The following is a 24463-nucleotide window of genomic DNA, read 5'->3' on the forward strand; positions in this document are numbered from 1 at the left end:
TAAAATTGAAGTACGGTTGAACATTTCAGGACTTTGAAAAATTGGCGTAGCAATAAATCCTCACAGGTTTGCACCTGAGATTCTATTGGTCACGTCGTCTTCTTTCATCCGGACTATACCGTCGGCTTTGGAATTAAACCAAATCTGCGAGCTAAATAGATGATTTCTGCTTGGCTGGCTCGTGGGCTGATTCAGTTTTAATAATTCAACTGAACTTACCACCGGTGGGGAATTACACCCCGCCCTGAAGCGATGTAACTCCATTATAGTGCTAAACATTTAGAAAAACAGGGGGAGTTTTAGAATGATCAGTTTTATACATAGAACAAATTTTGCTATAGGGGTGTTTATGTTATTGGTTTGCTAAAGACCAACACTCTCTGTGTATGATTTCACTTAGTATGAGTTTAATGTTCAAAAATGAATATCTGAGAAAAACCATAAATATGAATAAGAAGTTTTTCTATAGTTTGAATGGTTTGAAATGATCAAGATAAAAATAAGAGTGAGGAGTTAGAATTGATCAAAATTCAACAATATGATTACCCTTGGAGTGCTGAATCCTTTATAAAGCATCTTCAAGTTTTTGGTTTTACACTCATTGCGGTCAGTATGTTGTATTTGGTTGCCGCCAATTGGTTTATGTTGCCACACAATATTCAGCTGGCTATTCCCCAGTTGTTATTATTCCTCAGTGCAGTTTGCAGTTTGTGGCTGACAAAACATGATTTTCTAGTGCAGTGTTTACATAGTATCTGTGGTTTGATGATTGGTTTAAGTCTGGCTGTGATTGGTCAAATTTATCAAACGGGTGCTGACAGCTATTTATTATTTCTACTTTGGTCTGTGCTACTTTTACCGTGGTTATATCGTCCAAATATCGGTGTATTTTTCCTTTTATGTATTATCAGCCAATTGGCGCTGTTTCTGTTTTTTATCCAAACCTTTTGGGGGGATCAATATCCGGATCTCTTTTTAATCAGTATTCATTTATTTGCATTGATTCAATTCTATTTCTGCAATAAATATTATTCGAAACTCCGTTATTTATTCTTGCTGTGGTTTGCCATTCTCTCGATTTGGCATATGGCGATGTATCTCTATGCGGATAAAAGCATTCTTTATTTCATCGTGTCTTTTATCTTGTTGGGCATTTCACTGGCTTACTATTATCAAAATAAAGATCAGTTGTGTAGTGTACTTTCAGCCGTTGGCTTAGGTATTAGCTTTACCTTGATCATTGTGAAGGCGGTAACGGAGTGGTTTGGTCAGAATGAAATTTTTGAATTATTTTTTATCGCACTGATTATTTTTGCGTGGTTTGCTTTCATCACTTACACGTTGATTAAATTTATTCCGCATAGTCGGTTCAATGCTATTCCCCTTGCTGTGGGAGCTTGGATTGCGGGCATCGTCTTTGCTATGTTGATGCTGACCTTTTGGGGAAATTTCTCTTTGCTTATGGGCCTTGTTTTTGTGGCTTTGGCGGCTTACTTGTTGAAAGCCAAACAAAGTTTATTTTTAAGACAATTTGCTTATTGTCTCTGGGTTGCAGGACAAATTGCGGTGATTTTTCACACCGTTGATTTAATGAATTACATTCTTCCTATTCTATTTTTACAATTGGCGATGCTAGCACTCGCTTATTTCATGCGAACACATTGGTTCTTTGTCTTTATTCAAATTTGGAGTTTATATGCAGCAGGTGTGGCGTGTATTTGGGATATCAATGCACATCTCAGTTGGCGTAATATTGTTGAGAATTTTGTTTATCTAGCACTTTGGAATTATGTTTTTTATTTGGGAATTTTGGCCATAAAATTCATACAGCCAACTGAATATCAACGCAGTTTATTGCTTTCGGCACTTGGAATTATTTTATTTTCCATGGGTTTTTATACTTTATTTGGGAAATACGAATTAGCGAAAATTGAGCACATTCCGATATTGGCTTTTGGCTTACCGATTTTATGGTTTGTACTTTTTGTCTTTTTACATATTCAAAAGCAGTTTCATTTATTTGCGCATTTTATTTTGACTACTTTTGCAGTAGGGCTGATTTTTTATGGTTATTTCGATATTTTTATTTGTTTGGCCATCATTTCATGGGCATTAAAAACACAAGATAAAGTGATCTATGGATTTGCGCTGGCAACTTTCGCTTTAATTTTAGGGTTTTTATATTATTCCCTTGACGTGACCTTTCTAATTAAAAGTTTAAGCATGTTCTTGTCAGGTCTGATATTGCTCTTGCTGACATTGAGCTTGATGCTATTTAAGCAAAAAGAGGAGTTCGGCATATGAAGAAAATGATTCCTCTTGTTTTGGCATTACTCAGCATCGCGGTATTTTTAGGCTTAATTTTTAAAAATGAATGGCACTTAAACAATAGTCAAACCATGTATGTGCGTTTGCAACCTGTAGACCCGCGTTCGATTATTCAGGGTGATTATATGGCGCTGAATTATCAACTTTATTTTGCGCCTCAGCATTTGAGTCCAGAAAGCACCAGCCAAGCCAACAGCAATCAAGAAGATCAGATTTTTTCAGGTCATTATTTGGATGAAATGATTAAGAACAAATCTTCGGTGCTCACTTATGTTGAACTCGATTCACAGAGGCGCGTGATACATAGCTATTTTGAGTTGCCGAAAAATGTTCGTACAGCTCGACTGATTTTACAAAACCCGAATAATCGCTATAACGGACTTTATCCTGCGTCGAGAAGTTTTTTATTTGCAGAAGGTTTAGCGGATTGTTATCAGCAGGCAGAATATGCTGAGTTTAAAGTCGATGAGCAGGGCAATGCGATACTCATGGCATTGAAAGGTGATCAGCTACAAGATTTAGGCTGTGAGAGCAAACGAGATTGGTTGAGCGGGTTTCGCGCTGCTCAGAATTGATACAATTGCATTATTCTGCTCATAAAAAAATCCGCACGCAGCGGATTTTTTTAATCTATTGGGCTTAAGCCACTTGTACTGGAATGCAGTTTGCCATGTGACTTACAGTGTTATCTGGATTTGCATAAACTAAACGTGGTTTATGTGCATTTGCTTCAGCTTCTGTGAAATCACCAAAGGTAGCAATAATCATTAAATCACCTACATCGGCCTGATGTGCTGCACCACCATTGACTGAAATGATGCCAGAACCTTCTTCACCACGAATTGCATAGGTACTGAAACGCTTACCATTAGTCACGTTCCACATGTGAATTTCTTCATATTCGCGGATACCGGCTAAATCCAATAAAAGACCATCGATTGCACATGAACCTTCATAATGGAGTTCAGCTTGGGTAACAACACAACGGTGGATTTTTGCTTTTAATAAACGAGATAGCATGGCTAGCGTCTCCTGAGTGGACCTAAGATCGTTATCTTATGGTTGAATCAATCTGAACTTGCTGGATAAGCAATCAGGCAAGCGCATTTTGCCTTTAAAATGACAGTATGGCAAGCAGCATGGTTCAACATTTTTTTGACTTATCAGTTTGGTTTGTAAGCATTGATTTGATTCATGGCAGGCTGAATCTCACCATTCACCAGCATTTTAGTGCGAGCCAATGCGTGATGGATTGCGTCATCCATTAAATTTTGTTCATTGCTTGGTGCTTTGCTTAAGACATGTCCTGAAACACGTTCTTTTGAACCGGGGTGACCAATACCAATGCGTAAGCGATGGAAATTTGGACCGATATGAGGAACTATGTCACGTAAACCATTATGACCACCATGACCACCACCTGTTTTTAGGCGAATGACACCAGGGTTCATATCCAGTTCATCGTGAGCAATCAGTATTGCTTCTGGAGCAATATTGTAGAATTTTGCGAAGGGAACAACACTTTTACCAACAAGGTTCATAAAGGTTGTGGGTAATAGCAGACGGACGTCTTGACCTTCGATATTACCACGCCCACTCATTCCATTGAATTTTGGGTCTTTTTTAAGCGTAATGCCATATTGTTCTGCAAGGCGTTCAACAAACCAAAAGCCTGCATTATGGCGGGTTTGGGCATACTCAGAACCTGGGTTGCCCAAACCAACAATCAGTGAAATATTTGACACTAATTACACCAATAACACTTATGCGCGAACGAAGTCAGCGTGCATAGGCGTGTTTTTAGCTGGGTGACGTTGTAACGCTTTGATTTTAACGCTTTCAACTTTGTCGCCAACTTTGATTTCAACAACTTCTTCGAAGAAAGCGTTGTTTTCTAAAGCTTTAACAAGCTCACGAAGTTCTAAAGTAACAGCTACAGGTTCAGCAGCACCACCGTAGATGATAGCTGGAACTTGAGCAGCGTGACGAAGGCGGCGGCTCGCACCTTTCCCTTGGTTAGCTGCTTCACGCGCTTGAGCGTTTAATACGAAGTTTGCCATGATAGACATCCTTAATTTAAGTTTTAAATAAACTAGATCTGCGACCGACCTAGTGAGACAAAGCCCTGCACTGGGCAGGGCTTTTAAAATTCAGCGCTATATTATAGATAAGAATCAAACATTGCGCTAATAGATTCTTCGTTGTTAATACGACGAATTGTTTCAGCAACCATACTCGCAACTGAAACTTGGCGAATCTTACCAAGAGCTTGAGCTTCTTCAGAAAGAGGAATGGTGTCTGTAACAACCAATTCATCAATCACAGAGTTTTTCAAGTTTTCGATAGCTTTACCTGATAAAACAGGGTGAGTTGCATAAGCAACTACTTTGCGCGCACCAAATGTTTTCAATGCATCAGCAGCTTTACATAAAGTACCTGCAGTATCCACCATGTCATCTACGATGACGCAGTCACGGCCTTTAACATCACCAATCAAGTGCATGACTTGTGATTCGTTTGCCTTTTGACGACGTTTGTCGATGATAGCAAGGTCAATATCGCCCATTTGTTTAGCAACAGCACGTGCACGAACAACACCGCCAACGTCAGGAGAAACCACCATGAGGTTATCATGTGATTGTTGACGAAGGTCAGCTAAAAGCGCTGGTGTACCGTAGATGTTGTCTACAGGGATATCGAAGAAACCTTGGATTTGGTCAGCGTGAAGGTCGATCATTACCACACGGTCAATTCCTACAGTTGTCAGCATATCTGCGACAACTTTTGCAGTAATTGGAACACGTGATGAACGAGGACGACGGTCTTGACGCGCATAACCGAAATAAGGAATCACTGCGGTAATACGACCAGCACTTGCACGACGCAAAGCATCAGCCATAACGAGGATTTCCATCAGGTTATCATTCGTTGGGGCGCAAGTAGGTTGTACGATAAATACGTCTTTACCACGAACATTTTCAGTAATTTCGACAGCAATTTCACCGTCAGAAAATTGACCAATAGATGCAGCACCTAAAGGGATGTGCAAGTGGCTTACGACTTTTTGGGCGAATTGTGGATGTGCAGATCCACTAAAAACGACAAGATTGGGCATGAAGCACCCTTGGCGGTTGGCAATTTAGGAATTAGATGGCAGGGGTAGCTGGATTCGAACCAACGGATGCCGATATCAAAAACCGGTGCCTTACCACTTGGCGATACCCCTAATGCGGCAGAACTTTAATATTTTTGCGTCTTTCTGTCAAGGTAAATTAACAGTAGAACAGCAAAGTGTTGTTCTGTCTTTTTTGGAAAATGGCAGGGGTAGCTGGATTCGAACCAACGGATGCCGATATCAAAAACCGGTGCCTTACCACTTGGCGATACCCCTAAATTTGATTACTGTAAAATGGCAGGGGTAGCTGGATTCGAACCAACGGATGCCGATATCAAAAACCGGTGCCTTACCACTTGGCGATACCCCTAGTACAGTCATCTACAGGTGAAATAAAATGGCAGGGGTAGCTGGATTCGAACCAACGGATGCCGATATCAAAAACCGGTGCCTTACCACTTGGCGATACCCCTATCAGGTAACGTTGAAATGTCTTATTGGTGATTCATTCAAGCTGTTGACCAAGTAAGCTTTACATGGTGCATTTGCAAGAACATCATCAATGTTCATATCACTCGTTACTTCAGCAAAAACACAAGCACCTGTACCTGTAAGTTTTGCAACACCGAACTGGTCGAGATATTGCATCGCTTCATCTACCTCTGGATATAAACTTCTTGCCAAAGGCTCAAAATTATTTCCAAAATCAGATGACTTTAACTGATAGGCGCAAAATTTAGAGCTCTTCGTGTTTCTTGTCAATGTTTTTTGTGAAAAAAGCAATTGAGTGCTGATAAAACAATCAGGTTTTAACACAATGTATTGTTTTTGATCTAAGTCTATGAATGTTAAGTGCTCACCTATGCCTTCAGCCCATGCATTGCGACCATGGATAAAGATGGGAACGTCTGCGCCTAACTGAACACCTAAGTCTGCTAGTTGCTCAGTATTTAGCCCGCATTGCCAAAGTTGATTGACCACGATTAATGTCGTTGCGGCATCCGATGAACCGCCACCTAAGCCTGCACCCATCGGAATATTTTTTTCAAGACGAATGGATAAACCGGTGGCTGTTTGTGCATACGGCTTAAGTATCTGTGTCGCTTTATAAATCAGATTTTGACTCAAATCGACACTGTTTAAGCCTTCAATATGAATCTCTTGATCTGTACGAGGCTCAAATTCCAACCAATCACACAGATCGATCAACTGGAAAATACTTTGCAGTTCGTGATAGCCGTTTTCACGACGACCCGTAATGTGTAAAAACAAATTCAGCTTTGATGGGGCAGGGACACGGATCATAACAAGATAAACTAGCGGTTTTGAATGACCATTGTAATACGGTTTTCTGCACCATTTTCAAGTGCTTGTTTTAAAATTAACCGATTTGGCATATGGGCTTGCTCGTTATAGCTCAGCTCAACGCTCCAACCATCTTCAATGATCTGTACTGCTCGTTTGGCACTGTCACGTTGGATTTGTGCTTGAACTGTTGCGGGTTTAGCCTGAACCCAATTGACTAAATGGGTGATGGGCGCCTGCCAACCAGTTGCTGTTTTTAAAAGTTCTTCAGGGGTTTCAGCTTGGATGAGGCCAGTTTTAGCACTATTCAGGCTAACTTCACCTGGACGACCAGTAATTTGCGTCTTACCAACGCCTAAAATTCCACTGAGCTCGATATCAAACTCTTGTTGCTGTTGTACCCATGTGAAAAAAGCACTGCCTGTCTGTTCAGGCGTACGCACCCCAATTTTACCCTGTAAGCTAAATTGTTGATCAGATTCGGTTTGTATGGTGTTTGGGTCAAGCTGTGGTTTGGTAAACTGTTGACAGCCTGTTAGTGCCAAGCTACTTGCAGCAAGTAAGCTTAAGCTCAGATTTAAGAAAATACGCATAAAAACTATGAGCTCTTTTTCAGTTGTTGGGGTAACAATAAAGTATTGAGTTGATCCAATTGAGGATCATTTGGATGTTTTTGTTTGAGTTGTTGTAACACAGTGGAGAATTTTTGCAGATCACCGAGCATATAGACTGAACGCGCATAACGCACGCCAATATTGACACTACCACTGATAAGGTAGGCTTTTTCTAAGACTTTGGCTGAAGTGCTAAAGTCATTTTGTAAGTAACAAATAAAGCCTAAGGTATCTAAGATGGAGGCTTGTTCGGGGGCATATTCTAAAGCATGTTCAACAAATCTACGTGCATCATCTAAGCGTCTGTTTTGCAAGGCTAAAGTGTATGCATAAGCATTGAGATAGGTTGGGCTATTAGGCTCGATACTTAACAGTTGATTCAGCAACTTTTCAAGTTTGTCTTTATCTGTATGTGCATCCAACATTAGCACTTCAGAATAGATCAGTTCAGGATCATCTGGTAAGTTCTTAATCGCCTCATCTAACAGTCGCATGGCTGCGGCTTTATTATTCATGCGCTTTAAAATATCGGCTTGCGCCTGATACAAAAAGCTTGCATGTTGTGGATAGTTCACCCGTTCTTGGGTTAAAAAGCGTAAAGCATCATTGGGTTTGTTTTGCTGGGTATAGATACTGATGAGGCTGCGACGTGATACGGTATACAGGCTACCATCGACCAGACGATAGTAGGCCTTGGCTGTTTCAAAATGCTGTTTTCGTTCAGCATTCACCGCAAGATAGTAATAGGCTTCATTTTGATATTTGGCCGAATTACGTAGTTCAACCAGATATTTTTCCGCTTTTTCGTACTTCTTTAAGTCAATACTGGTTAATCCCGCAATAAACAAGGCTTCTTCTTGGTCAGGCCATTTTTTAATCAGGCTCTCAAGCTTGGTTAAGGCCTCATTTGACGCATTGATTTTAATCAGATATTTGGCTTCGGCTAAACGGACATCGACATTGTCACGGTGTTTACGACTCGATTTTGCATACCAATTACGGGTTTCTTCTTCTTGACCGAGTGCGCTAAGTAAGTTGGCTTTCATCAGGATGTAGCCTGTGACTTTTCCGCGCTTTTTTAGGGCTTTATTGATGGTGGTTAGGGCTTGGTCAAGCTGGCCATTTTGCGCCTCTAAACCTGCAATCAATGCCAAAATAGAGGGATTGTTCCGCTCTTTACTTGAACGTAGTGCTTGGATGAGAATTTCTTGATCTTCAGGTTCTTCAGGGGCAATCCCCGCAAGGATTTGCTCTAAATCAGCATTGGCATCAATGTTGAGAATTTTATCGAGTGTTTCAGCTGCAAGTTCATATTCATGTGCTTTGAGTGCAATGTGAGATAAATAAAATAAGGCTGGAACATCGGTAGGCTCTTGCACCACCCAATGCGTTGCAATGTCGAGTGCGGCATGCAAGTCATTTTGTTCAAGGGCAATATTTAAAGCGCGCTGTTTAATGGTGGTGGAATTACTTTTAATCGCCAACACAGTATAGTTATGCAGGGCAGTCGCGCTGTCTTGATAAGCCAGTGCAAATTCGGCAATCATACTTTGTTGAATTGCATCATAATTAGATAGCGAAAAATCTCCAGCTGCTCTAAGATGAGCACTAGATGCCATGCTACCGACGAGTAAGAATGTGGTAGAATATTGCTTAATTCTCGCGCCGCTCAGTCGGCAATGTGTTTGACGCAATTTTTCTTGATCCAAGTAATGCTTTTTATGACACCGTTATTGCACAATAGCATAAATTTAGCGAAATGATGATCTGATATGTCTTTCTTTGCATTGGGTGTCAACCATCAAACCGCCTCCGTAGAATTGCGTGAGCAAATTGCATTTAACCCTGAAAAGTTAACGCAACTGCTTGAGCAACAAGGCCAAAACCAAGACTTAAATGAAATGGTAGTGGTCTCTACGTGTAACAGAACAGAAGTGTATGCCATGTCTGAAAACTCAGATATGGTATTAAACTGGCTCGCCCAAGCAAATGGCATAGATGTTAAACAATTGTTGAATCATGTATACCGTTATGAAAATGCGCAGGCTGTCACTCACTTAATGCGTGTTGCAAGCGGTTTAGATTCACTCATGCTTGGTGAACCGCAAATTTTGGGGCAGGTTAAATCAGCACTATCTCTAGCGAAGACGGCTCATACTGTTTCTCCTCATTTAAACCGAATTTTTGAATATGCTTTCTATGCGGCGAAACGCGTCCGCTCTGAAACGGCTGTGGGTAGTCATGCTGTATCGATGGGTTACGCGGTGGCTCAGCTTGCATTACAAGTGTTTAGTAAGCCTGAAAAGTTGACAGTCATGGTGGTCGCTGCGGGCGAAATGAATAGCTTGGTGGCGAAGCATTTGGCTGAAATGGGAGTCGCAAAAATCCTCATTTGTAACCGTACCTGTGAACGGGCTGAAGCTTTGGCTCAAGAAATAGCCCATCGTGTAGATGTTGAAATTATTGAGTTTGATCAGTTGGCCAATAACTTAGCGCGTGCAGATGTCATTTCCAGTTGTACGGGAAGTTTACATCAGGTGATTCATTATCCAGATGTCAAAGCTGCCTTAAAAAAGCGTCGTTATCAACAAATGTTGATGGTGGATTTGGCTGTTCCGCGTGATATCGACCCGAAAGTGGAAAGTTTGGATGGCGTCTATTTATATGGCGTAGATGACTTACAGTCGGTGATTGATGAAAACCTTGCTCAGCGTCGTCAGGCGGCGGTTGAAGCAGAGGTGATGGTTAACCAACTAGCAACGGAGTTAGTGACCCAGCAAAAGGTCAATCTGGCGGGTGAAACCATCCATGCTTACCGTCAGCAAGGTGAACAGTTAAGACAAGAAGAACTAGAGCTAGCATTAGCACGAATTGCAAAAGGAGAACAGGCCGAGCAGGTGATGCAAGAATTTGCACATCGTTTGACGCAGAAGTTGCTACATCCGACCTCGATTATGCTGCGTGAAGCAGCCAAATCAGAAGATCCAAGTCATTTTGAACAAATGCAAACGTGTTTAAATGAGACTTTTGCTAAACGTCGTAAAACTAAAAAGTAAATCCAAATACAAAAAATGTAATAGGTTTAAGTAATCAGTCTTAAGCCTATTTTTTTGGTCAGTTCAAAGAGTTTATGTTTTAAATTTCGTGTCTCAATTAATGAATTTGGGGCTTTAAGTTTAAGTTTTAAATATTTTTCTTCAAGCGAGAGAGCATATTCACTGGCCAGTTTATCCGCCAGTTCTGGTGTTTTAGTTAGTTCTTCAATATTTGTGCGCTGCATAATATCAGCAATCGCGTTGGCATAACGGCTACATGCACCCAAAACATAATAGGTTGCCAGTTCTTGGTCATCAGGTAAATCATCAAAGATGCCATCTAAAACTTGTAGCACATGCGCTAAAAGTTCATCTTCAGGTAAATAGGCGCGTAGAGTTTCAAAGTGAATATACAAAAACGGATGATGGATCAGAACGGCGAGGGCGAAGTCTTCATCTTTGGTGCGAATATTAAAAGACAACGAGGCATCGTTGCTGACTTGAGGTGTCCAGCGACGACCAAAACCAAGTTTTTCTTTGAAGGATTGATTTAGCAAATAACGGAAAGAGCCTGTTTTTGGCAATAAGTCCGTCAGTTGACGTAACTCACTCATGACCTGACTTTTACCTTCAGGGCTGCTGATGTCATGGTTCTGCGTCAGATGTGCAAAAACAAAGTCTGACAACAGTGGAGCTTGTTGGAGCAGTTTATTAAAGTTTTCAATACCTTCACGACGAATCAGTGAGTCAGGGTCATGATCATTCGGTAAAACAAAGAACTTCAGCTCGCGACCATCATTGAGCAAAGGTAATGCAATTTCTAAAGTACGGCGAGCCGCTTTTTGTCCAGCCACGTCACCATCAAAGGCAATGGTAATACGGTTGTTTTGTTTAAACAGAATATTTAAGTGTTCGGTGTTACTGGCAGTTCCTAAGGTCGCCACGGCACCTGCAATGCCATACTGCTGTAGCGCAATCACATCCATATAGCCTTCGACCATCAGCCAGTCTTGGGCTTTTTGCTTACGGCCTTCATATAAACCATAAAGCAATTGGTTTTTATGAAATACCTCAGAGTCTGGCGAGTTGATGTATTTGGGCTTAATTTCGTCATTTAGAGCACGTCCACCGAAGCCCACGACACGACCTTTGGCATCACGAATCGGAAATATGACACGATCCCGTAACAAGTCAAAGTCACGACCGTTATCGCTGGTACGAATCAATCCGAGTAGCTTTAAGCCTTCGATATCTTGCGGAAAGGCTTTCTCTAAGTGTTGCCAGTCCTCAGGTGCATAGCCTAAACGCCAATATGCAATGGTATCTCGGCTGAGACCACGCTGTTTAAAGTACTGCTGAGCAGAGCGACTATGCGGTAGTTGTTGCTCATAGTATTGCGCAATATTTTCTAACAGGTCGTATAAGTTGCCTTCCTGAACGGGTGTGGTGTTGAAGCCCTCGAACGTATCAAAATCAGCGTAACCCTCTTGGTAGTCCATGGAATGAAATTCAGCAAAAGGATCATGCTCAATCTGAAACTCAGGTTGTGCTGGAGCTGGCTCGGTTTTCTTGGCTTCTGCGACATCGACCTGTGGTTTTTGGGCAGGTTTAGCTTCGCGCTTATACACCAGTTTTTTCGAGTCACGGTTGTCTTTTGGAAGTTCGATGCCTGTTTGGCTCGACAAATCCTTCATCACATCAATAAAGCTACGACTGTCGATGTCCATTAAAAAACGAATGGCATTCCCATTGGCCTGACAACCAAAACAGTGAAAATATTGTTTGTCACGATACACGTGAAAAGATGGTGATTTTTCTTGATGGAACGGACAACAGCCTGAATAGGTGCGACCTGACTTTTTAAGTTTCACACGTTGACCAATCAGGTCGACAATGTCGGTCCGATCTAAAATTTGGTCAATGGTGTGTTGAGGAATAGCCATGTCGAATCGTCAGTCGCTGATGTTTTGAAAACCGTGAAAAATAAGCAGAGATGGAGGTTGTAAAATGCAAAAAACCATCGAATCTAGATTGTTTTGTATACCTTTTAGGCGTTTTGATCAAGCGGAAATCGCACAAAACAAAAGGGCAAGTATGATAACTTGCCCTTTCTAAAATAGCGAATATTTCAGAGGAATTATTCGGTTTCAGTATTGATGTTTTGCTGTGTATCAGGGCGATCGAGTAAACCGAAACTAATACGGTTGGTAAAGCTGCGCTCTGTTGTTTGTTTGGGTTGCTCGATTTTTTCTTCAGAACTGTTTTGTTCTTCACGACCAAACACACCTAAAGTCGCACGGTTGACCCAACTTGCTTCTTTACGGGCAGCACGTAAGTTCACTTCACCATTCGATTTCACTAAATTTGGATAATTTAGTTTCAAGACATCGGTATATTGTTGCGCAGTTTGCTTATCACCCAATTGGTCATACGAATAAGCAACAGTTGCTAAAGCTTCAGGCACTTGAGGGCTTTGCGGATAATGTTCAATCACCCATTGAGCACGCTCTAGTGCTGCGACCCATGCTTTACGTTTGATATTAAAACGTGCGGCATTCATTTCGCTTTCAGCCAACTCATTGCTGATAAACTTCATGCGTTGTGCAGCATCTACAGCATAAGTGCTTGAAGGGTAACGACGAATAAAGTCTACGAAGTTTTGATACGCCACTTTAAGATAGCTCACATCGCGATGTGCTTGCTTTAAAGAAGTATAACGAATCAAACCATCATAGTTTTGTTCCATATTGGCTACACCACGGACATAGTAGGCATAGTCCACGTTTGGATGCTGAGGGTTCAAACGAATGAAACGATCAGCCAGTGCAATCGCACCTTCATAATCTTTCTGCTGAAACTTCACATAGAGCAGCTCTAGTTGAGCTTGTTGCGCATATTCACCTGTAGGGTAATAGGTATCTAATGCTTCTAAGTGTTTTGCAGCGTCGGTATATTGACCACTTTGCAGTGCTTTTTCTGCTTTTTGAATATAAACCTGTTCACTCGATTGTGGACCGGTATCTACCACTTCTTTCTTGGGATTGCTGCTACAGCCTACCATTGCAGATGCAATGCCAATCGTTAGAGCAAGCATTGTCATTTTATAATGTGGTAGCGACATAAAAATTCCTCTGTTAATACGGGCAATGAGCTACAATTGCGCTATTAAATCACTTTTATTTGAATGATCAAATGGCTCAAGCACAATCTTCCGATCCAAATTTCCCTGAAACCGATTTCAATTTACTTGAAGATTCTGAGGATGCAGATAACCATACTTCAAGCTCTACTGCAACACGTTTATCGTTGCAATTTCAATTGGATGAAACTTATCTCGGACAACGTATAGACCAAGTTGCAGCAACGATTTGGAGCGACTTTTCGCGTGAAAAACTCAAACAGTGGCTAAAAGAAGGCCATTTGTTGGTAAATGGTAACAGTGTTAAACCGAAATATAAATGTGAAGGATTTGAACTGTTAACCCTTGAAGTTGAGCTAGAAGCGCAAACTCGTAGCCTGCCTGAAGACATTCCGCTGGATATTGTCTATGAAGATGACGACATTATTGTTGTTAATAAACCTGTTGGGATGGTGGTTCACCCAGGTGCGGGCAACTCATCAGGTACGTTGGTAAATGCATTATTGCATCACTATCCAAAATCGGCAGAACTGACTCGTGCGGGTTTGGTACATCGTATTGATAAAGATACTTCTGGTTTGTTGGTCGTTGCGAAAAACTTAGAAGCACAATTTTCACTCAGCAAGCAATTGGCGAAAAAAACGGTTTATCGTGTTTATGACCTAATTGTGTATGGCAATGTGATTGCTGGTGGCACGGTGGATGAACCGATTAAACGTCACCCTGTCGATCGTGTCAAAATGGCGGTATTGCCAGGCGGTAAAGATGCTGTAACACACTACAACGTGAAAGAGCGCTTCCAACATTTCACCCGCATCCAAGCTCGTCTTGAAACTGGACGTACGCATCAGATTCGTGTGCATTTTAGTTATATTGGTTTTGGTTTAGTTGGCGATCCTGTGTATATGCCGCGTGTGCGCGTGCCCGCAGGTGCAACAGAACTTCTAGATGAGACCTTGCGCAGTTTTAGACGTCAAGCCTTGCATGCAGCAGAGCTCGGCTTGAAACACCCACGTACAGGTGAAGAAATGTTGTTTAAAGCGCCGTGGCCTGCAGACTTGGCGACCTTGGTCGATGTACTCCGTACGGAAAACAAAGCCTACTAAGTTATAGATGAATCATCATAAGGACAGTATATGCAATTTGTTCAAGGACTTCCGGCAGGTGTTTTTGTGGGGCAAACCCGTGTGCATCATGATCGTGCTTTAGAGACTACTCAAACTGAACTACAAGGCTTTAATTTGGCTTTGCATGTACAGGATGATGCTGCACGTGTGCAACAGCATCGCATGATCTTGCTCGAAGAGTTTGCAGGCTATGGGGTCGATAAAATCACATGGATGACGCAAACTCACAGCACTATATGTCGTGTAGTGAATGAGCAAATTGACTTTGATGCTCAAGAAGGGGATGGTTTGGTGACGCAGCGTACAAACCATGCCCTGATGATGATGACAGCCGATTGTTTGCCAGTGGTTTTAGGCAATGCAGATGGAACTGAAGTGGCCAATTTGCATGCAGGTTGGCGTGGGTTGGCGCATGGCATTATTGAAAATACCATTGCCAGTATGAACACTCAGCCGACATGGGCTTGGTTGGGTGCGGCTATTAGCCAACCTTGTTTTGAAATTGGGGCGGAAGTAAAAGAAGCCTTTTGTTCAAAGTATGCTGAGCTTGAGTCTGCATTTCAAACAGGTGAGCAAGCTGGAAAGTATTATGCTGACTTATATGCAATCGCAAAATTCATTCTAAAACAGCACGGGGTTGAAGTGGTCTCTGGCGGTGATCAGTGTTCCTTTAGCCAGTCGAATGAGTACTTTTCTTATCGACGTCATGCCAAAACTGGGCGTATGGCGACCTTTGTGTTTATGCAATAGTTTGGGTTTCTGATCAAGTGCTTGGCTGTTTTAATCCTTACACTTACTCCCCCTCAGCGAGTGGAAGTGTTAAACTTAACTCAATTCTTTGGTCTTAAAAGTTTTCATGTCTGTACCTGATCTTGTTTCTGCTACACCTGTTCATGTGTGTGTGGTTTATCATAGCGCCTATGGTCATACGGCGAAAGTCGCTCAGTATATTGCACAAGGTGCAGAGCAGGCGGGTGCTGATGTGCATTTAATTTCTGTTGCTGCAGTGCAGTGGGACTTGTTAGATCAGGCCGATATTATTGTGATGGGTTGCCCAACGTATATGGGCAGTCTTACAGCAGCGCTTAAGCAGTTTATGGAAGATTCCTCTAAGCGCTGGTTAGCACGGGCTTGGCAAGGAAAACTGGCTGCAGGCTTTACCAATGGTGGGGGCTTAAGTGGCGATAAACTGGCGGTATTACAGCAGATTAATTTATTTGCTATGCAGCATGGTATGTTGTGGGCTGGTTTACCGTTTATGCCGACGGGACGTAGCCAACACGATATTAATCGGATGTCGAGCTTTTTAGGTTTGATGACTCAGTCAGACAACGCTAGTATTGAAATAACCCCACCTGAAGGTGACTTGGAAACTGCTCGAAAGTTTGGAAAATATTTGGTTGAGCTAAAAGCTGACTATTAACAGTTCTGATAATAAAAAACCTCCACATGGGAGGTTTTTTATTATTTATGCATAATACGGGCTTTATCACGTTGCCAGTCACGGTCTTTTTCCGTGGCACGTTTGTCATGCAGCTGTTTGCCTTTCACTAAAGCGATTTCTAATTTCGCACGTGGTCCTTTCCAATAAGCAACAAGTGGAACACACGAATAACCTTTTTGATTCACTGCGCCGAGTAGCTTATCCAGTTCACGACGGTTCAACAGTAACTTACGGGTACGGGTCGCTTCAGGAACAATGTGCGTAGATGCACTGAGTAAAGGCTGAATTTGAGCACCGAACAGGAAAGCTTCACCATTTTTAAAGGTGATATAACTCTCAGACAGCGTCATACGACCTGCACGTAATGATTTCACTTCCCAGCCTTGCAGTGACAGGCCAGCTTCAAATTTTTCTTCAATAAAATAGTCGTGACGTGCACGTTTATTCTGTGCAATCGTCCCGCTGGTATTTTTTTTAACTACAGTTGCTTTCGCCATAATCAATTACTTCCAACAATGTACCTATTGTGCCTTAAAGCATGGTTAAGGTGAAGTTTTTTCAAATTTATAGAGTTTCTTCACCTATAAAACAAGTTTTTGCTAAAATATGGCTCTACAAAATCAACAGAGTAAAAATGGATGTCTAAAACTCGCGTCATTTACCCGGGGACTTTTGATCCAATTACCAATGGTCATATTGATTTGGTTACACGTGCATCACGTATGTTTGATGAAGTGGTGGTAGCCATTGCCATTGGTCATCATAAAAACCCTCTCTTTAGTTTAGAAGAGCGTGTGAGCTTGGCCAAAGCATCATTAAGCCATCTTGATAATGTTGAGTTTGTAGGTTTTGATGGTTTGTTGGTGAACTTCTTCCGTGAACAAAAAGCAACGGCTGTACTGCGAGGATTGCGTGCAGTGTCTGACTTTGAATACGAGTTCCAGTTAGCCAATATGAACCGTCAACTTGATTCACACTTTGAGGCAGTATTTTTAACGCCGTCAGAGCAGTATTCATTTATTTCATCGACGTTGATTCGTGAAATAGCACGTTTAAAAGGTGATGTGACCAAGTTTGTACCGCAAGCTGTAGTCGCTGCTTTTGAACGTAAACATCAACAAGGTTGGTAGCGTGTCTTTATATATAACCGATGAATGCATCAATTGTGATGTTTGTGAACCTGTGTGCCCCAACGAAGCCATTTTCATGGGGGAATTGATTTATGAAATCAATCCAGATTTATGCACAGAGTGTATCGGACATTATGATAAACCCCAGTGTCAATTGTTCTGTCCAGTGGACTGTATTCCGCTGGATCCTAATCATGCGGAAACTGAGGATGAGCTCATGGATAAATATAAAAAGCTGATTGCTCAAAAAAGCGCAAGCAATTAAGTCTAAGATTTGATACTATGCGCCTCGAAGTGAGCCAGACGATCGCTGCTGTGGAGATCTCCGTGATTGAAGCAGGGGAGGAAAGTCCGGGCTTCATAGGGCAAGGTGCCAGGTAACGCCTGGGCGGCGTGAGCCGACGGAAAGTGCAGCAGAGAGTAGACCGCCTTCATTGTGGTTTCGAGCAATCGAAATCGGAGGTAAGGGTGAAAGGGTGCGGTAAGAGCGCACCGCATGGCTGGTAACAGTTCATGGCATGGTAAACCCCACCGGAAGCAAGACCAAATAGGGATCCTTTAGGCATGGCCCATGCTGGATCCGGGTAGGTCGCTTGAGCGTATGAGTGATTGTACGCCTAGAGGAATGATCGTTCTCGACAGAACCCGGCTTATCGGCTCACTTCAACAAATTTTGATCAATTAAGCGCGCAAGGTACTTGACGTACTGGTGAGAAAACCACATAATGCGCGCACAGTTTACGGCTATGTAGCTCAGTTGGTTAGAGCACCGCACTCATAATGCGGGGGTCACAAGTTCAAGTCTCGTCATAGCCACCATTTTTATAGACCACGTTCCAAAACGTGGTCTTTTTTTGTCCTTATTTTGGGCTTAATACCCACCTCCAATTTGCGTTTGTTGTTGTGAAGAAACTTCCTGAGCAGTAATTTTCTGCTGATCATCTGTTTCAATTAAATAGGTGGAAGAACGTTTTTTTGAAATTAACCCAAATTGATAGCGAGCGGTGAGTTGAACATAATTTTCTAGATATTTTGCACGATGACGTGGTTCTAATTTGAAAATATATTGTGCAAATTCTTCAGCATAACTTGGATTATTGAGTAAATTAGGATCGGTAATCGTGGCTAAATAATAATGTTGAGTTGGATTTATACCTTCCTCATTTTTAGGAAGGATGAGATAACCATAATCAAATTGGCTTAATTCCTTAAATTTTAGATTTTGTAAAGAAATAGGAATATAGTCTTGGTCACTTGTAATACTGTTCCAAACTTGTAACCCTGAAAAAATGAAAACTAAAATAGTTACGATGTAAAAATGTACATTCCATGTTGTAGAAATAGTCTTAGGTTCAACCCCATTTTTTATGACAATTGTGTGTGCTAGATAGTCGTGAATAGAGCGGCGATTTTTCCGATTAAAAATATATAAATAAATTATAGAAATCAGTAAGCTACCTAAAAGTATCGTAAAGATGCTATTCAATACTGGGTGAAAAAGTAGCGTAAAAGACATTAAGCAGAAAGGGGCATATAAAATTGCCGAGCGTAGAAATGAGGCGGATAGGCTGAGATACTGCTGATCTAGTTTGACGACTTTAATGGATTGAAGAATTTTGCCGATTGTTTGTCCATTATTGTTAACGCTGTTGCAATAAGTAAAGTATAGAATAACGAAAAGATAACCAATTAATGTTATGAGTATAGGGTATTCATAAGGAAATTTACCTAATAGGCTAGAGATAATGTTACAGAAAGCACCGATGAGCAAAGCATCAATGATAAATGCGAAGCTCCTACGCCAAAAGCCTGCAATATAAGGTTGTGTATCAGGTGATACATCATTTTCAATTGTATTATCCAAAATAATGACTCATGCTGTTATAAAATTATTGGTTTTGATGTTAAAAGTAATCAGTGATTAAAGTTTTAAGCACTTTATTAAATAGTGAGCTGTTTTACAGAATTGTAGAGATGAAATCAATAATTCGAAGAGATTCTTTTTATTTATATTGAGTTGATACTTCTGTGATTTTAATCCTTGGAAGCTATTTTGGATCTGCATATAGGCAGTACATTATTCTGCAAAAATTTATTTTTTTAGCCTGTAATTTTATTCTTTGTTCAGTTTAGTTGCGCATAGCATTTAGCATTTAGCATTTAGCATTTAGCATTTAGCATTTAGCATTTAGCATTTAGCATTTAGCATTTAGCATTTAGCATTTAGCATTTAGCATTTAGCATTTAGCATTTAGCATTTAGCATTTAGCATTTAGCATTTAGCATTTAGCATTGCAATTTCAAGTTGCTTATATGGTGATCTTTTTGAACATGATATAAGCGTTGTTGGGCTTTGCTGAGCTGTGCCATGCATCGTTTTTTGTTACATGTTCTATAAGTGTTGATTGATGATTCATTTGGCAACATTCATGTAAGCGTGATTATAATTGACCAAGGCTGGACTCACGAGCTGGCATGCACTTAGTGCTGTTAAGAGTGTAGTAATAAGCAAGGATTTGATCTGCTTAAGGATAGTTTCCTTTATATATTTAGCTATTGTGCCCGATGTTTTTTACTAAATATGTATTAATTTTAAACATTTAATTATCAGTTGTTTAAATGCTGATCATTGGGATGGGGTAGGGCTTGACGGGTGTTTAATATGTATAGATAATGCCCCCACAGTTTACGGCTATGTAGCTCAGTTGGTTAGAGCACCGCACTCATAATGCGGGGGTCACAAGTTCAAGTCTCGTCATAGCCACCATTTTTAAAGACCAAGCTCTCAGCTTGGTCTCTTTTTTTGTGCGTAAAAAATAGATTTGAATATGTCGATATAAAAAAGCCCAAACATCTGTTTGGGCTTTTTTATTGGAACAGCAGCTTATATGCCAGCTTTCCAGCCATTCATGATTGGGTAACGACGTTCACGGCTAAATGCGCGTGAGCTGATACGCGGACCAATTGCACCTTGGCGACGTTTGTATTCATTGAAATCGACCAAACGAATCACTTTTGCAACCACTTCAGCATCAAAGCCTTTGGCAATGATGTCATCTTGGCTCATATCTTCTTCAATATAAGCATACAAAATGGCATCCAGTACATCATATGGTGGTAAAGAGTCTTGGTCCTTTTGATCTGGACGTAACTCTGCTGAAGGTGGGCGAGTAATCACACGCTCAGGAATCACAGGCTTGTCTGAAATGCTGTTTCGGTATTTCGCAAGTTCAAACACAATGGTTTTATACACATCTTTTAGTACGGAAAAACCACCCACCATGTCACCATAGAGCGTGCAGTAGCCCACAGCCAATTCTGATTTGTTGCCTGTAGACAGGACTAAATTACCAAATTTGTTTGATAAACCCATCAGCAGTGTACCGCGGGCACGCGCTTGTAAGTTTTCTTCAGTTGCATCCGCAGGGCTGTTGCCAAAGAACGGATAAAGCGTTTGCATAAAGCTGTTCACAATCGGGTTGATTTCAGCAATCCCAAAAGTCACCCCCATACTCTTCGCTTGTTCAGCAGCATCTTCTACACTGATTTGGGCGGTATAGGTATATGGCATCATTACGGCTTGGACTTTGTCGGCGCCAATCGCGTCGGCTGCAATGGCAAGGGTTAAAGCAGAGTCGATCCCGCCTGATAAACCCAAAATCACCCCAGGGAAACCTGAGCGCTGTACATAGTCGCGAGTCGCCATCACTAAGCTTTGATAAATCTCTGCCATAGTGTCTAAAGCAGGCGGCAGCGCATTGGCCTTAAAGGCTTGTTGTTCTGCTTCGTATTCAGCGAAATACAGGGATTCTTTAAAGCTTTCAGCTTGAAGTACAACCGAACCATTTTTGGCGATCACGAAGCTTGTACCATCAAAAATCAGGTCGTCTTGACCGCCGACTTGGTTGGCATAAACCAAGTTGAGGTTCATTTGTTTCGCCAGTGCAGACATGGTTTCAACACGGTGCTGCGGCTTACCGACTTCATATGGTGAAGCATTTAAGACCAAAGCCGTTTCTACATTGAGCTGTGCCAGTTGTTGTACTGTTGAAAGTGACCAAACATCTTCACAAATCAACACACCAAACTTATGCCCTAAATATTCAAAAACAAGGTGTTGATGCCCTTCGGTGAAGTAGCGCTTTTCATCAAATACGCTATAGTTTGGCAAGTTTTGTTTGTTATACACACCCAAAACTTGTCCATCTTTCATGACCGCAGCGGCGTTGTAGCGTTGACCATCTTCGGTTTGGTTGACAAAACCAAAGACCATCACAATATCTTTTACTGTTTTAAGTTGTTCAAAAACTTGTTGCGTGCGTTTGGTTAGGCTAGGACGTAGAAGTAAATCTTCTGCTGGGTAACCAATGCTCGAAAGTTCTGGAAAAATAATTAAATCAGCATTTTGTTTTTTTGCTTCATTGGCCTGCTCCAACATTTTTTGGGCATTTGCTTCAAGGTTGCCAATGTGCGGAGAGAACTGTGCAAGTGCAATTTTAAAACTTTTCATTTCCAACTAAATCCTATACCTATAGGGATATACACGACGATTGAGTTTGTTATAGCTATAAGTTCTACGTGGTGTAAGTGACGATAAACAAATAGAAGTATTAATCAATAATAAGTGCGAATACTATATACGAAATGCGATTTTTTTTAAGGGATATTCTAAAAAAAATCCGTAAATGTCCTTAAAAAGAACAAATTATTCTAATGCCTTTAATGGAGTGTGATTGTGTGGTTTCAACCGCTTTTACAAAAAATACAGCAAAAGTTTGAACTTAAAAATCGGCCCTTGACTGAAGGGGAGAAAAAGTTTGCCAGCAGTATTTTTGGGAACAGTCTGAACATGGATTCGGTTCGAATTATCGCGCATCGGGCAGTGCTGCCTCATTATGCGATTAGCCCCAATGGACATGTCTATTTTAATATCAAAGACTGGTGCGAAAACTTTGCCGACCAACCGATTCATCAACAAGCTTGGTTGATTCATGAGCTAACGCATGTTTGGCAAATTCAGCAGGGACTCGCTGTAGTGCGTAAGGCGCTTTTTAACCGTCAATATCGTTATGCATTAAAACAAGGCAAGCAGTTTTTAAGCTATGGCATTGAACAACAGGCGCAAATGGTGCAAGACTATTTTCTCAAAAAACACTATGGCGAAGAGTGCTCAGCCTATGAGCAGTGTATTCCCTTTGTGGCACACAAAGCCTCTTTCTGACCCCGATAGATAAATCTATGGAGTAATTGTTAGACAACAGATTTTAAAGTCATAAATTGCAAATTATTTGAAGAAAAATGCCAGTGGCATAGGGGAAGCGGACTCTTATTTTGAATGCAAAGCACAGGTAAAAATCGTGAGATTGAGCCTGAAAAATGAGCTAAAAATAAGAAGGAATGTCCTATGCGTATCGCTCTTCCATTGAAAGGCAAAGCCAGCCAAATTTTTGCAGGACCCGTATTCGATGCTGAAAAACAGTCTGCGATTATTCCAATTCGGCATATGAAATTTGACTTTGAAGCGGAGAAAATTGATCCCAAATTCTACATAAATGCGGAGTTGGCCAGTGCTTACTTTGCATCACTCTCGATCTTTCTGACCTATGGTGAAGACTTGGTGATTGACACTGCGCGTTATCACCGTGATTTCCTCACTGACCCTGTATTAAAAAACGTGTGACGTCTTTGATTGGTCAGGAGGCACTGCATTCAAAGCTACATGAAGAATTGAACGATACTTTTAAACAGGTTGATTTACCCGTTGGCATTTTTCGTTATTTAGCCGAAATCGTTTTTGACTACGGTTTTAACCGTTTACCACAACCGATGAAATTGTCTTTGATGGCAGGCATTGAACATTTTACCGCAGTGCTGTCTGAATACATGATGAACCATGAAGAGATTTTCTTTGATTCTCAAGATGAAAAGCAACGGGCGATTTGGATGTGGCACATGCTAGAGGAATCTGAGCACAAAGACATTGCGTATGATGTGTTTCAATCACTTTCCAATAACTATGCCTTACGTATTGCAGGCTTTTTTCCAGCCCTTATCACCATTTTACTGCTGATTTCTGTGGCATCGGTTTTTGTCCCATTTTATCGCAAACCGTCTAATTTGGTGAGCCTTAGTTACTGGAAGGATATACCGCGCAGTTTCAGTCTCTTGTTTGGATTAAAACGAGGTGTTTATGGCAGTAGTTGGAAGCATATTTTTGACTATTTGCGTCCAAGCTTTCACCCGAATGATTATGACACCTCTGCATTTTTAGATTATTACAAAGAGCGTTTACTACATCCTGAAACAGGAGTGTTAACCCCCTATTTCACCAAAGAATTTACTCCAGTACTTAAATCATAAAAAGGAGGTTATGACATGGGACTGTTGAGTAAAAAAAATAAACCAAGTCAAAATGCCTACGCAGTTGTGACTGGTGCAGGCAGTGGAATTGGCAGTAGCTTTGCACTGGAAGTGGCAAAGCGCGGTGGTGATGTCGTCTGTGCAGATATTGACTTAAGCTCGGCACAGGAGACGGTAGATTTGATTCAGTCGATGACATCTTCGTCAGCCTATGCGGTGCATTGTGATGTTGGATTAAAAGAATCTGTACACACTTTGGCGGAGCAAGCGGAACAGCTTTTGGGATATCCTGTTACTTTGCTCATCAATAATGCGGGAGTTGGGTTAGGTGTTAAGTTTGATGAGGTGTCGCTGGAGGATTGGCAGTGGTGTATGCACGTCAACCTTTGGGGGGTAATTCATGGTTGCCACTACTTTGTACCTAAATTTAAACAGCAAGGTTTTGGTGCCATTATCAATGTGGCATCAGCTGCGAGCTATACTGCAGCTCCTGAGATGACAGCGTATAACGTGACCAAGTCTAGTGTTTTGGCACTATCAGAAACACTAGCTTCAGAACTTCATGCTTATAACATTGCAGTCAATGTGCTGTGCCCGACCTTGGTACCGACCAATATTATGAAGAATGGGCGCTTGCCGAGCCGCTATTCTGGACTAGCTGACAAACTGCTGATGAACCATGCGTTTACCACCAGTGATGCTGTGGTTAAGAAAACATTAAATCGCTTAGATGCAGGCAAGCTTTATACCATTCCACAACCCGATGCCAAATTTTTTTGGTGGATGAAGCGCGCATCACCAAGCTTATACGTCAAGCTTTTAGGTTTGGGTTATCCACTGTTTAATCAAATCACAAAATAAGAATA

General features: G+C 41.3%; 22 protein-coding genes, 6 tRNA genes, 1 other RNA gene, 1 pseudogene and 1 riboswitch. Of the genes and pseudogenes, 14 read left to right on the forward strand and 16 right to left on the reverse strand.

From position 1 onward, the window contains the following. Window positions 1-92: 92 nt before the first annotated feature. Window positions 93-255: riboswitch (FMN riboswitch) on the reverse strand. A gap of 264 nt (window positions 256-519) precedes the next feature. Then, window positions 520-2304 (forward strand): DUF2157 domain-containing protein, encoded by a 1785-nt coding sequence (locus tag AC0KVP_RS04110; protein ID WP_473339170.1) that lies wholly within the window; start codon window positions 520-522, stop codon window positions 2302-2304. Further along, window positions 2301-2903, forward strand: a complete 603-nt coding sequence (locus AC0KVP_RS04115; protein ID WP_473339172.1) for a GDYXXLXY domain-containing protein — start codon at window positions 2301-2303, stop codon at window positions 2901-2903. Before AC0KVP_RS04110 ends, AC0KVP_RS04115 begins: the two co-directional genes overlap by 4 nt. A 64-nt stretch (window positions 2904-2967) precedes the next feature. On the opposite strand, the gene panD is transcribed toward AC0KVP_RS04115, so the two are convergent. The 11 genes from panD to AC0KVP_RS04170 all read right to left on the reverse strand — a co-directional run bounded on the left by panD (window position 2968) and on the right by AC0KVP_RS04170 (window position 9056). Next, window positions 2968-3348 carry an aspartate 1-decarboxylase gene (gene panD, locus AC0KVP_RS04120; RefSeq protein ID WP_004695506.1) on the reverse strand — a complete coding sequence of 127 codons (381 nt, stop codon included), beginning with the start codon at window positions 3346-3348 and terminating at the stop codon, window positions 2968-2970. A 143-nt stretch (window positions 3349-3491) separates the two neighbouring features. After that, the gene (gene pth, locus AC0KVP_RS04125; protein WP_004695508.1) at window positions 3492-4073 is read right to left on the reverse strand and encodes an aminoacyl-tRNA hydrolase; all 582 of its coding nucleotides are present in this window, start codon (window positions 4071-4073) and stop codon (window positions 3492-3494) included. A gap of 18 nt (window positions 4074-4091) precedes the next feature. After that, a complete protein-coding gene (gene rplY / locus AC0KVP_RS04130) occupies window positions 4092-4388 on the reverse strand; it encodes a 50S ribosomal protein L25 (RefSeq protein ID WP_004695511.1) in 297 nt (98 codons plus the stop codon). Window positions 4389-4489: 101 nt separating this feature from the next. After that, complete coding sequence (locus AC0KVP_RS04135; RefSeq protein ID WP_004695513.1) at window positions 4490-5443, reverse strand: ribose-phosphate pyrophosphokinase; 954 nt, start codon at window positions 5441-5443, stop codon at window positions 4490-4492. Between the two features lie 36 nt (window positions 5444-5479). Next, window positions 5480-5554: transfer RNA gene (locus AC0KVP_RS04140), tRNA-Gln, on the reverse strand. A gap of 90 nt (window positions 5555-5644) precedes the next feature. Further along, window positions 5645-5719, reverse strand: a tRNA-Gln gene (locus tag AC0KVP_RS04145). Between the two features lie 19 nt (window positions 5720-5738). Then, a tRNA-Gln gene (locus AC0KVP_RS04150) sits at window positions 5739-5813 on the reverse strand. 28 nt (window positions 5814-5841) lie between these two features. Next, window positions 5842-5916: transfer RNA gene (locus AC0KVP_RS04155), tRNA-Gln, on the reverse strand. A gap of 1 nt (window position 5917) precedes the next feature. After that, window positions 5918-6748, reverse strand: coding sequence for a 4-(cytidine 5'-diphospho)-2-C-methyl-D-erythritol kinase (gene ispE / locus AC0KVP_RS04160; RefSeq protein WP_473339179.1), 831 nt, complete (start codon window positions 6746-6748; stop codon window positions 5918-5920). An 11-nt stretch (window positions 6749-6759) separates the two neighbouring features. Next, window positions 6760-7341 carry a lipoprotein insertase outer membrane protein LolB gene (lolB, locus tag AC0KVP_RS04165; protein ID WP_473339181.1) on the reverse strand — a complete coding sequence of 194 codons (582 nt, stop codon included), beginning with the start codon at window positions 7339-7341 and terminating at the stop codon, window positions 6760-6762. 5 nt (window positions 7342-7346) lie between these two features. Next, window positions 7347-9056, reverse strand: coding sequence for a tetratricopeptide repeat protein (locus tag AC0KVP_RS04170; RefSeq protein WP_473339183.1), 1710 nt, complete (start codon window positions 9054-9056; stop codon window positions 7347-7349). 78 nt (window positions 9057-9134) lie between these two features. Here AC0KVP_RS04170 and hemA point away from each other — a divergent pair, with 78 nt between their 5' ends. After that, window positions 9135-10418, forward strand: a complete 1284-nt coding sequence (gene hemA, locus AC0KVP_RS04175) for a glutamyl-tRNA reductase (RefSeq protein ID WP_473339185.1) — start codon at window positions 9135-9137, stop codon at window positions 10416-10418. 26 nt (window positions 10419-10444) lie between these two features. On the opposite strand, the gene AC0KVP_RS04180 is transcribed toward hemA, so the two are convergent. Next, window positions 10445-12340, reverse strand: a complete 1896-nt coding sequence (locus AC0KVP_RS04180) for a DNA primase (protein ID WP_473339188.1) — start codon at window positions 12338-12340, stop codon at window positions 10445-10447. Window positions 12341-12534: 194 nt separating this feature from the next. Then, on the reverse strand, window positions 12535-13518 hold the full coding sequence (locus tag AC0KVP_RS04185) for an outer membrane protein assembly factor BamD (RefSeq protein WP_473339190.1): 984 nt from the start codon (window positions 13516-13518) through the stop codon (window positions 12535-12537). A gap of 71 nt (window positions 13519-13589) precedes the next feature. Here AC0KVP_RS04185 and rluD point away from each other — a divergent pair, with 71 nt between their 5' ends. The 3 genes from rluD to AC0KVP_RS04200 all read left to right on the forward strand — a co-directional run bounded on the left by rluD (window position 13590) and on the right by AC0KVP_RS04200 (window position 16086). Beyond that, window positions 13590-14642 (forward strand): 23S rRNA pseudouridine(1911/1915/1917) synthase RluD, encoded by a 1053-nt coding sequence (rluD, locus tag AC0KVP_RS04190; RefSeq protein WP_087012731.1) that lies wholly within the window; start codon window positions 13590-13592, stop codon window positions 14640-14642. Window positions 14643-14672: 30 nt separating this feature from the next. Next, the gene (gene pgeF, locus AC0KVP_RS04195) at window positions 14673-15413 is read left to right on the forward strand and encodes a peptidoglycan editing factor PgeF (RefSeq protein ID WP_218289311.1); all 741 of its coding nucleotides are present in this window, start codon (window positions 14673-14675) and stop codon (window positions 15411-15413) included. Window positions 15414-15519: 106 nt separating this feature from the next. Then, window positions 15520-16086, forward strand: a complete 567-nt coding sequence (locus AC0KVP_RS04200) for a flavodoxin family protein (protein WP_004695530.1) — start codon at window positions 15520-15522, stop codon at window positions 16084-16086. A gap of 41 nt (window positions 16087-16127) precedes the next feature. Here the strand turns inward: AC0KVP_RS04200 and smpB are convergent, their stop codons facing one another. Continuing rightward, window positions 16128-16604: an SsrA-binding protein SmpB gene (gene smpB, locus AC0KVP_RS04205; protein WP_004695532.1), complete on the reverse strand. Its 477-nt coding sequence runs from the start codon at window positions 16602-16604 to the stop codon at window positions 16128-16130. 141 nt (window positions 16605-16745) lie between these two features. On the opposite strand from smpB, the gene coaD reads away from it, so the two are divergent. From coaD to AC0KVP_RS04225, 4 genes are all read left to right on the forward strand, one after another. Then, window positions 16746-17237 carry a pantetheine-phosphate adenylyltransferase gene (coaD, locus tag AC0KVP_RS04210; RefSeq protein WP_004695534.1) on the forward strand — a complete coding sequence of 164 codons (492 nt, stop codon included), beginning with the start codon at window positions 16746-16748 and terminating at the stop codon, window positions 17235-17237. 1 nt (window position 17238) lies between these two features. After that, window positions 17239-17502 (forward strand): YfhL family 4Fe-4S dicluster ferredoxin, encoded by a 264-nt coding sequence (locus AC0KVP_RS04215; RefSeq protein WP_004695536.1) that lies wholly within the window; start codon window positions 17239-17241, stop codon window positions 17500-17502. A gap of 26 nt (window positions 17503-17528) precedes the next feature. After that, an RNA gene (gene rnpB / locus AC0KVP_RS04220) (RNase P RNA component class A) lies at window positions 17529-17906 on the forward strand. Window positions 17907-17979: 73 nt separating this feature from the next. Next, window positions 17980-18056, forward strand: a tRNA-Met gene (locus AC0KVP_RS04225). A gap of 52 nt (window positions 18057-18108) precedes the next feature. Here AC0KVP_RS04225 and AC0KVP_RS04230 read toward each other — a convergent pair. Further along, complete coding sequence (locus AC0KVP_RS04230; RefSeq protein WP_010327298.1) at window positions 18109-19101, reverse strand: RDD family protein; 993 nt, start codon at window positions 19099-19101, stop codon at window positions 18109-18111. A gap of 826 nt (window positions 19102-19927) precedes the next feature. Between AC0KVP_RS04230 and AC0KVP_RS04235 the strand changes: the two genes are divergently transcribed. Then, window positions 19928-20004 (forward strand) — tRNA-Met (locus AC0KVP_RS04235). 117 nt (window positions 20005-20121) lie between these two features. On the opposite strand, the gene AC0KVP_RS04240 is transcribed toward AC0KVP_RS04235, so the two are convergent. Next, window positions 20122-21747, reverse strand: a complete 1626-nt coding sequence (locus tag AC0KVP_RS04240) for an NAD+ synthase (protein WP_010327297.1) — start codon at window positions 21745-21747, stop codon at window positions 20122-20124. 219 nt (window positions 21748-21966) lie between these two features. Here AC0KVP_RS04240 and AC0KVP_RS04245 point away from each other — a divergent pair, with 219 nt between their 5' ends. The 3 genes and pseudogenes from AC0KVP_RS04245 (at window position 21967) to AC0KVP_RS04255 (ending at window position 24458) form a co-directional block, all read left to right on the forward strand. Further along, the gene (locus AC0KVP_RS04245) at window positions 21967-22458 is read left to right on the forward strand and encodes a type IV secretion protein Rhs (protein WP_125280003.1); all 492 of its coding nucleotides are present in this window, start codon (window positions 21967-21969) and stop codon (window positions 22456-22458) included. Between the two features lie 183 nt (window positions 22459-22641). Next, window positions 22642-23597, forward strand: a pseudogene (locus AC0KVP_RS04250) (metal-dependent hydrolase). A 15-nt stretch (window positions 23598-23612) separates the two neighbouring features. Beyond that, window positions 23613-24458, forward strand: coding sequence for an SDR family NAD(P)-dependent oxidoreductase (locus AC0KVP_RS04255; protein ID WP_473339202.1), 846 nt, complete (start codon window positions 23613-23615; stop codon window positions 24456-24458). The last annotated feature ends 5 nt before the right edge of the window (window positions 24459-24463 follow it).

Source organism: Acinetobacter sp. DL27 (genome assembly GCF_055810995.1).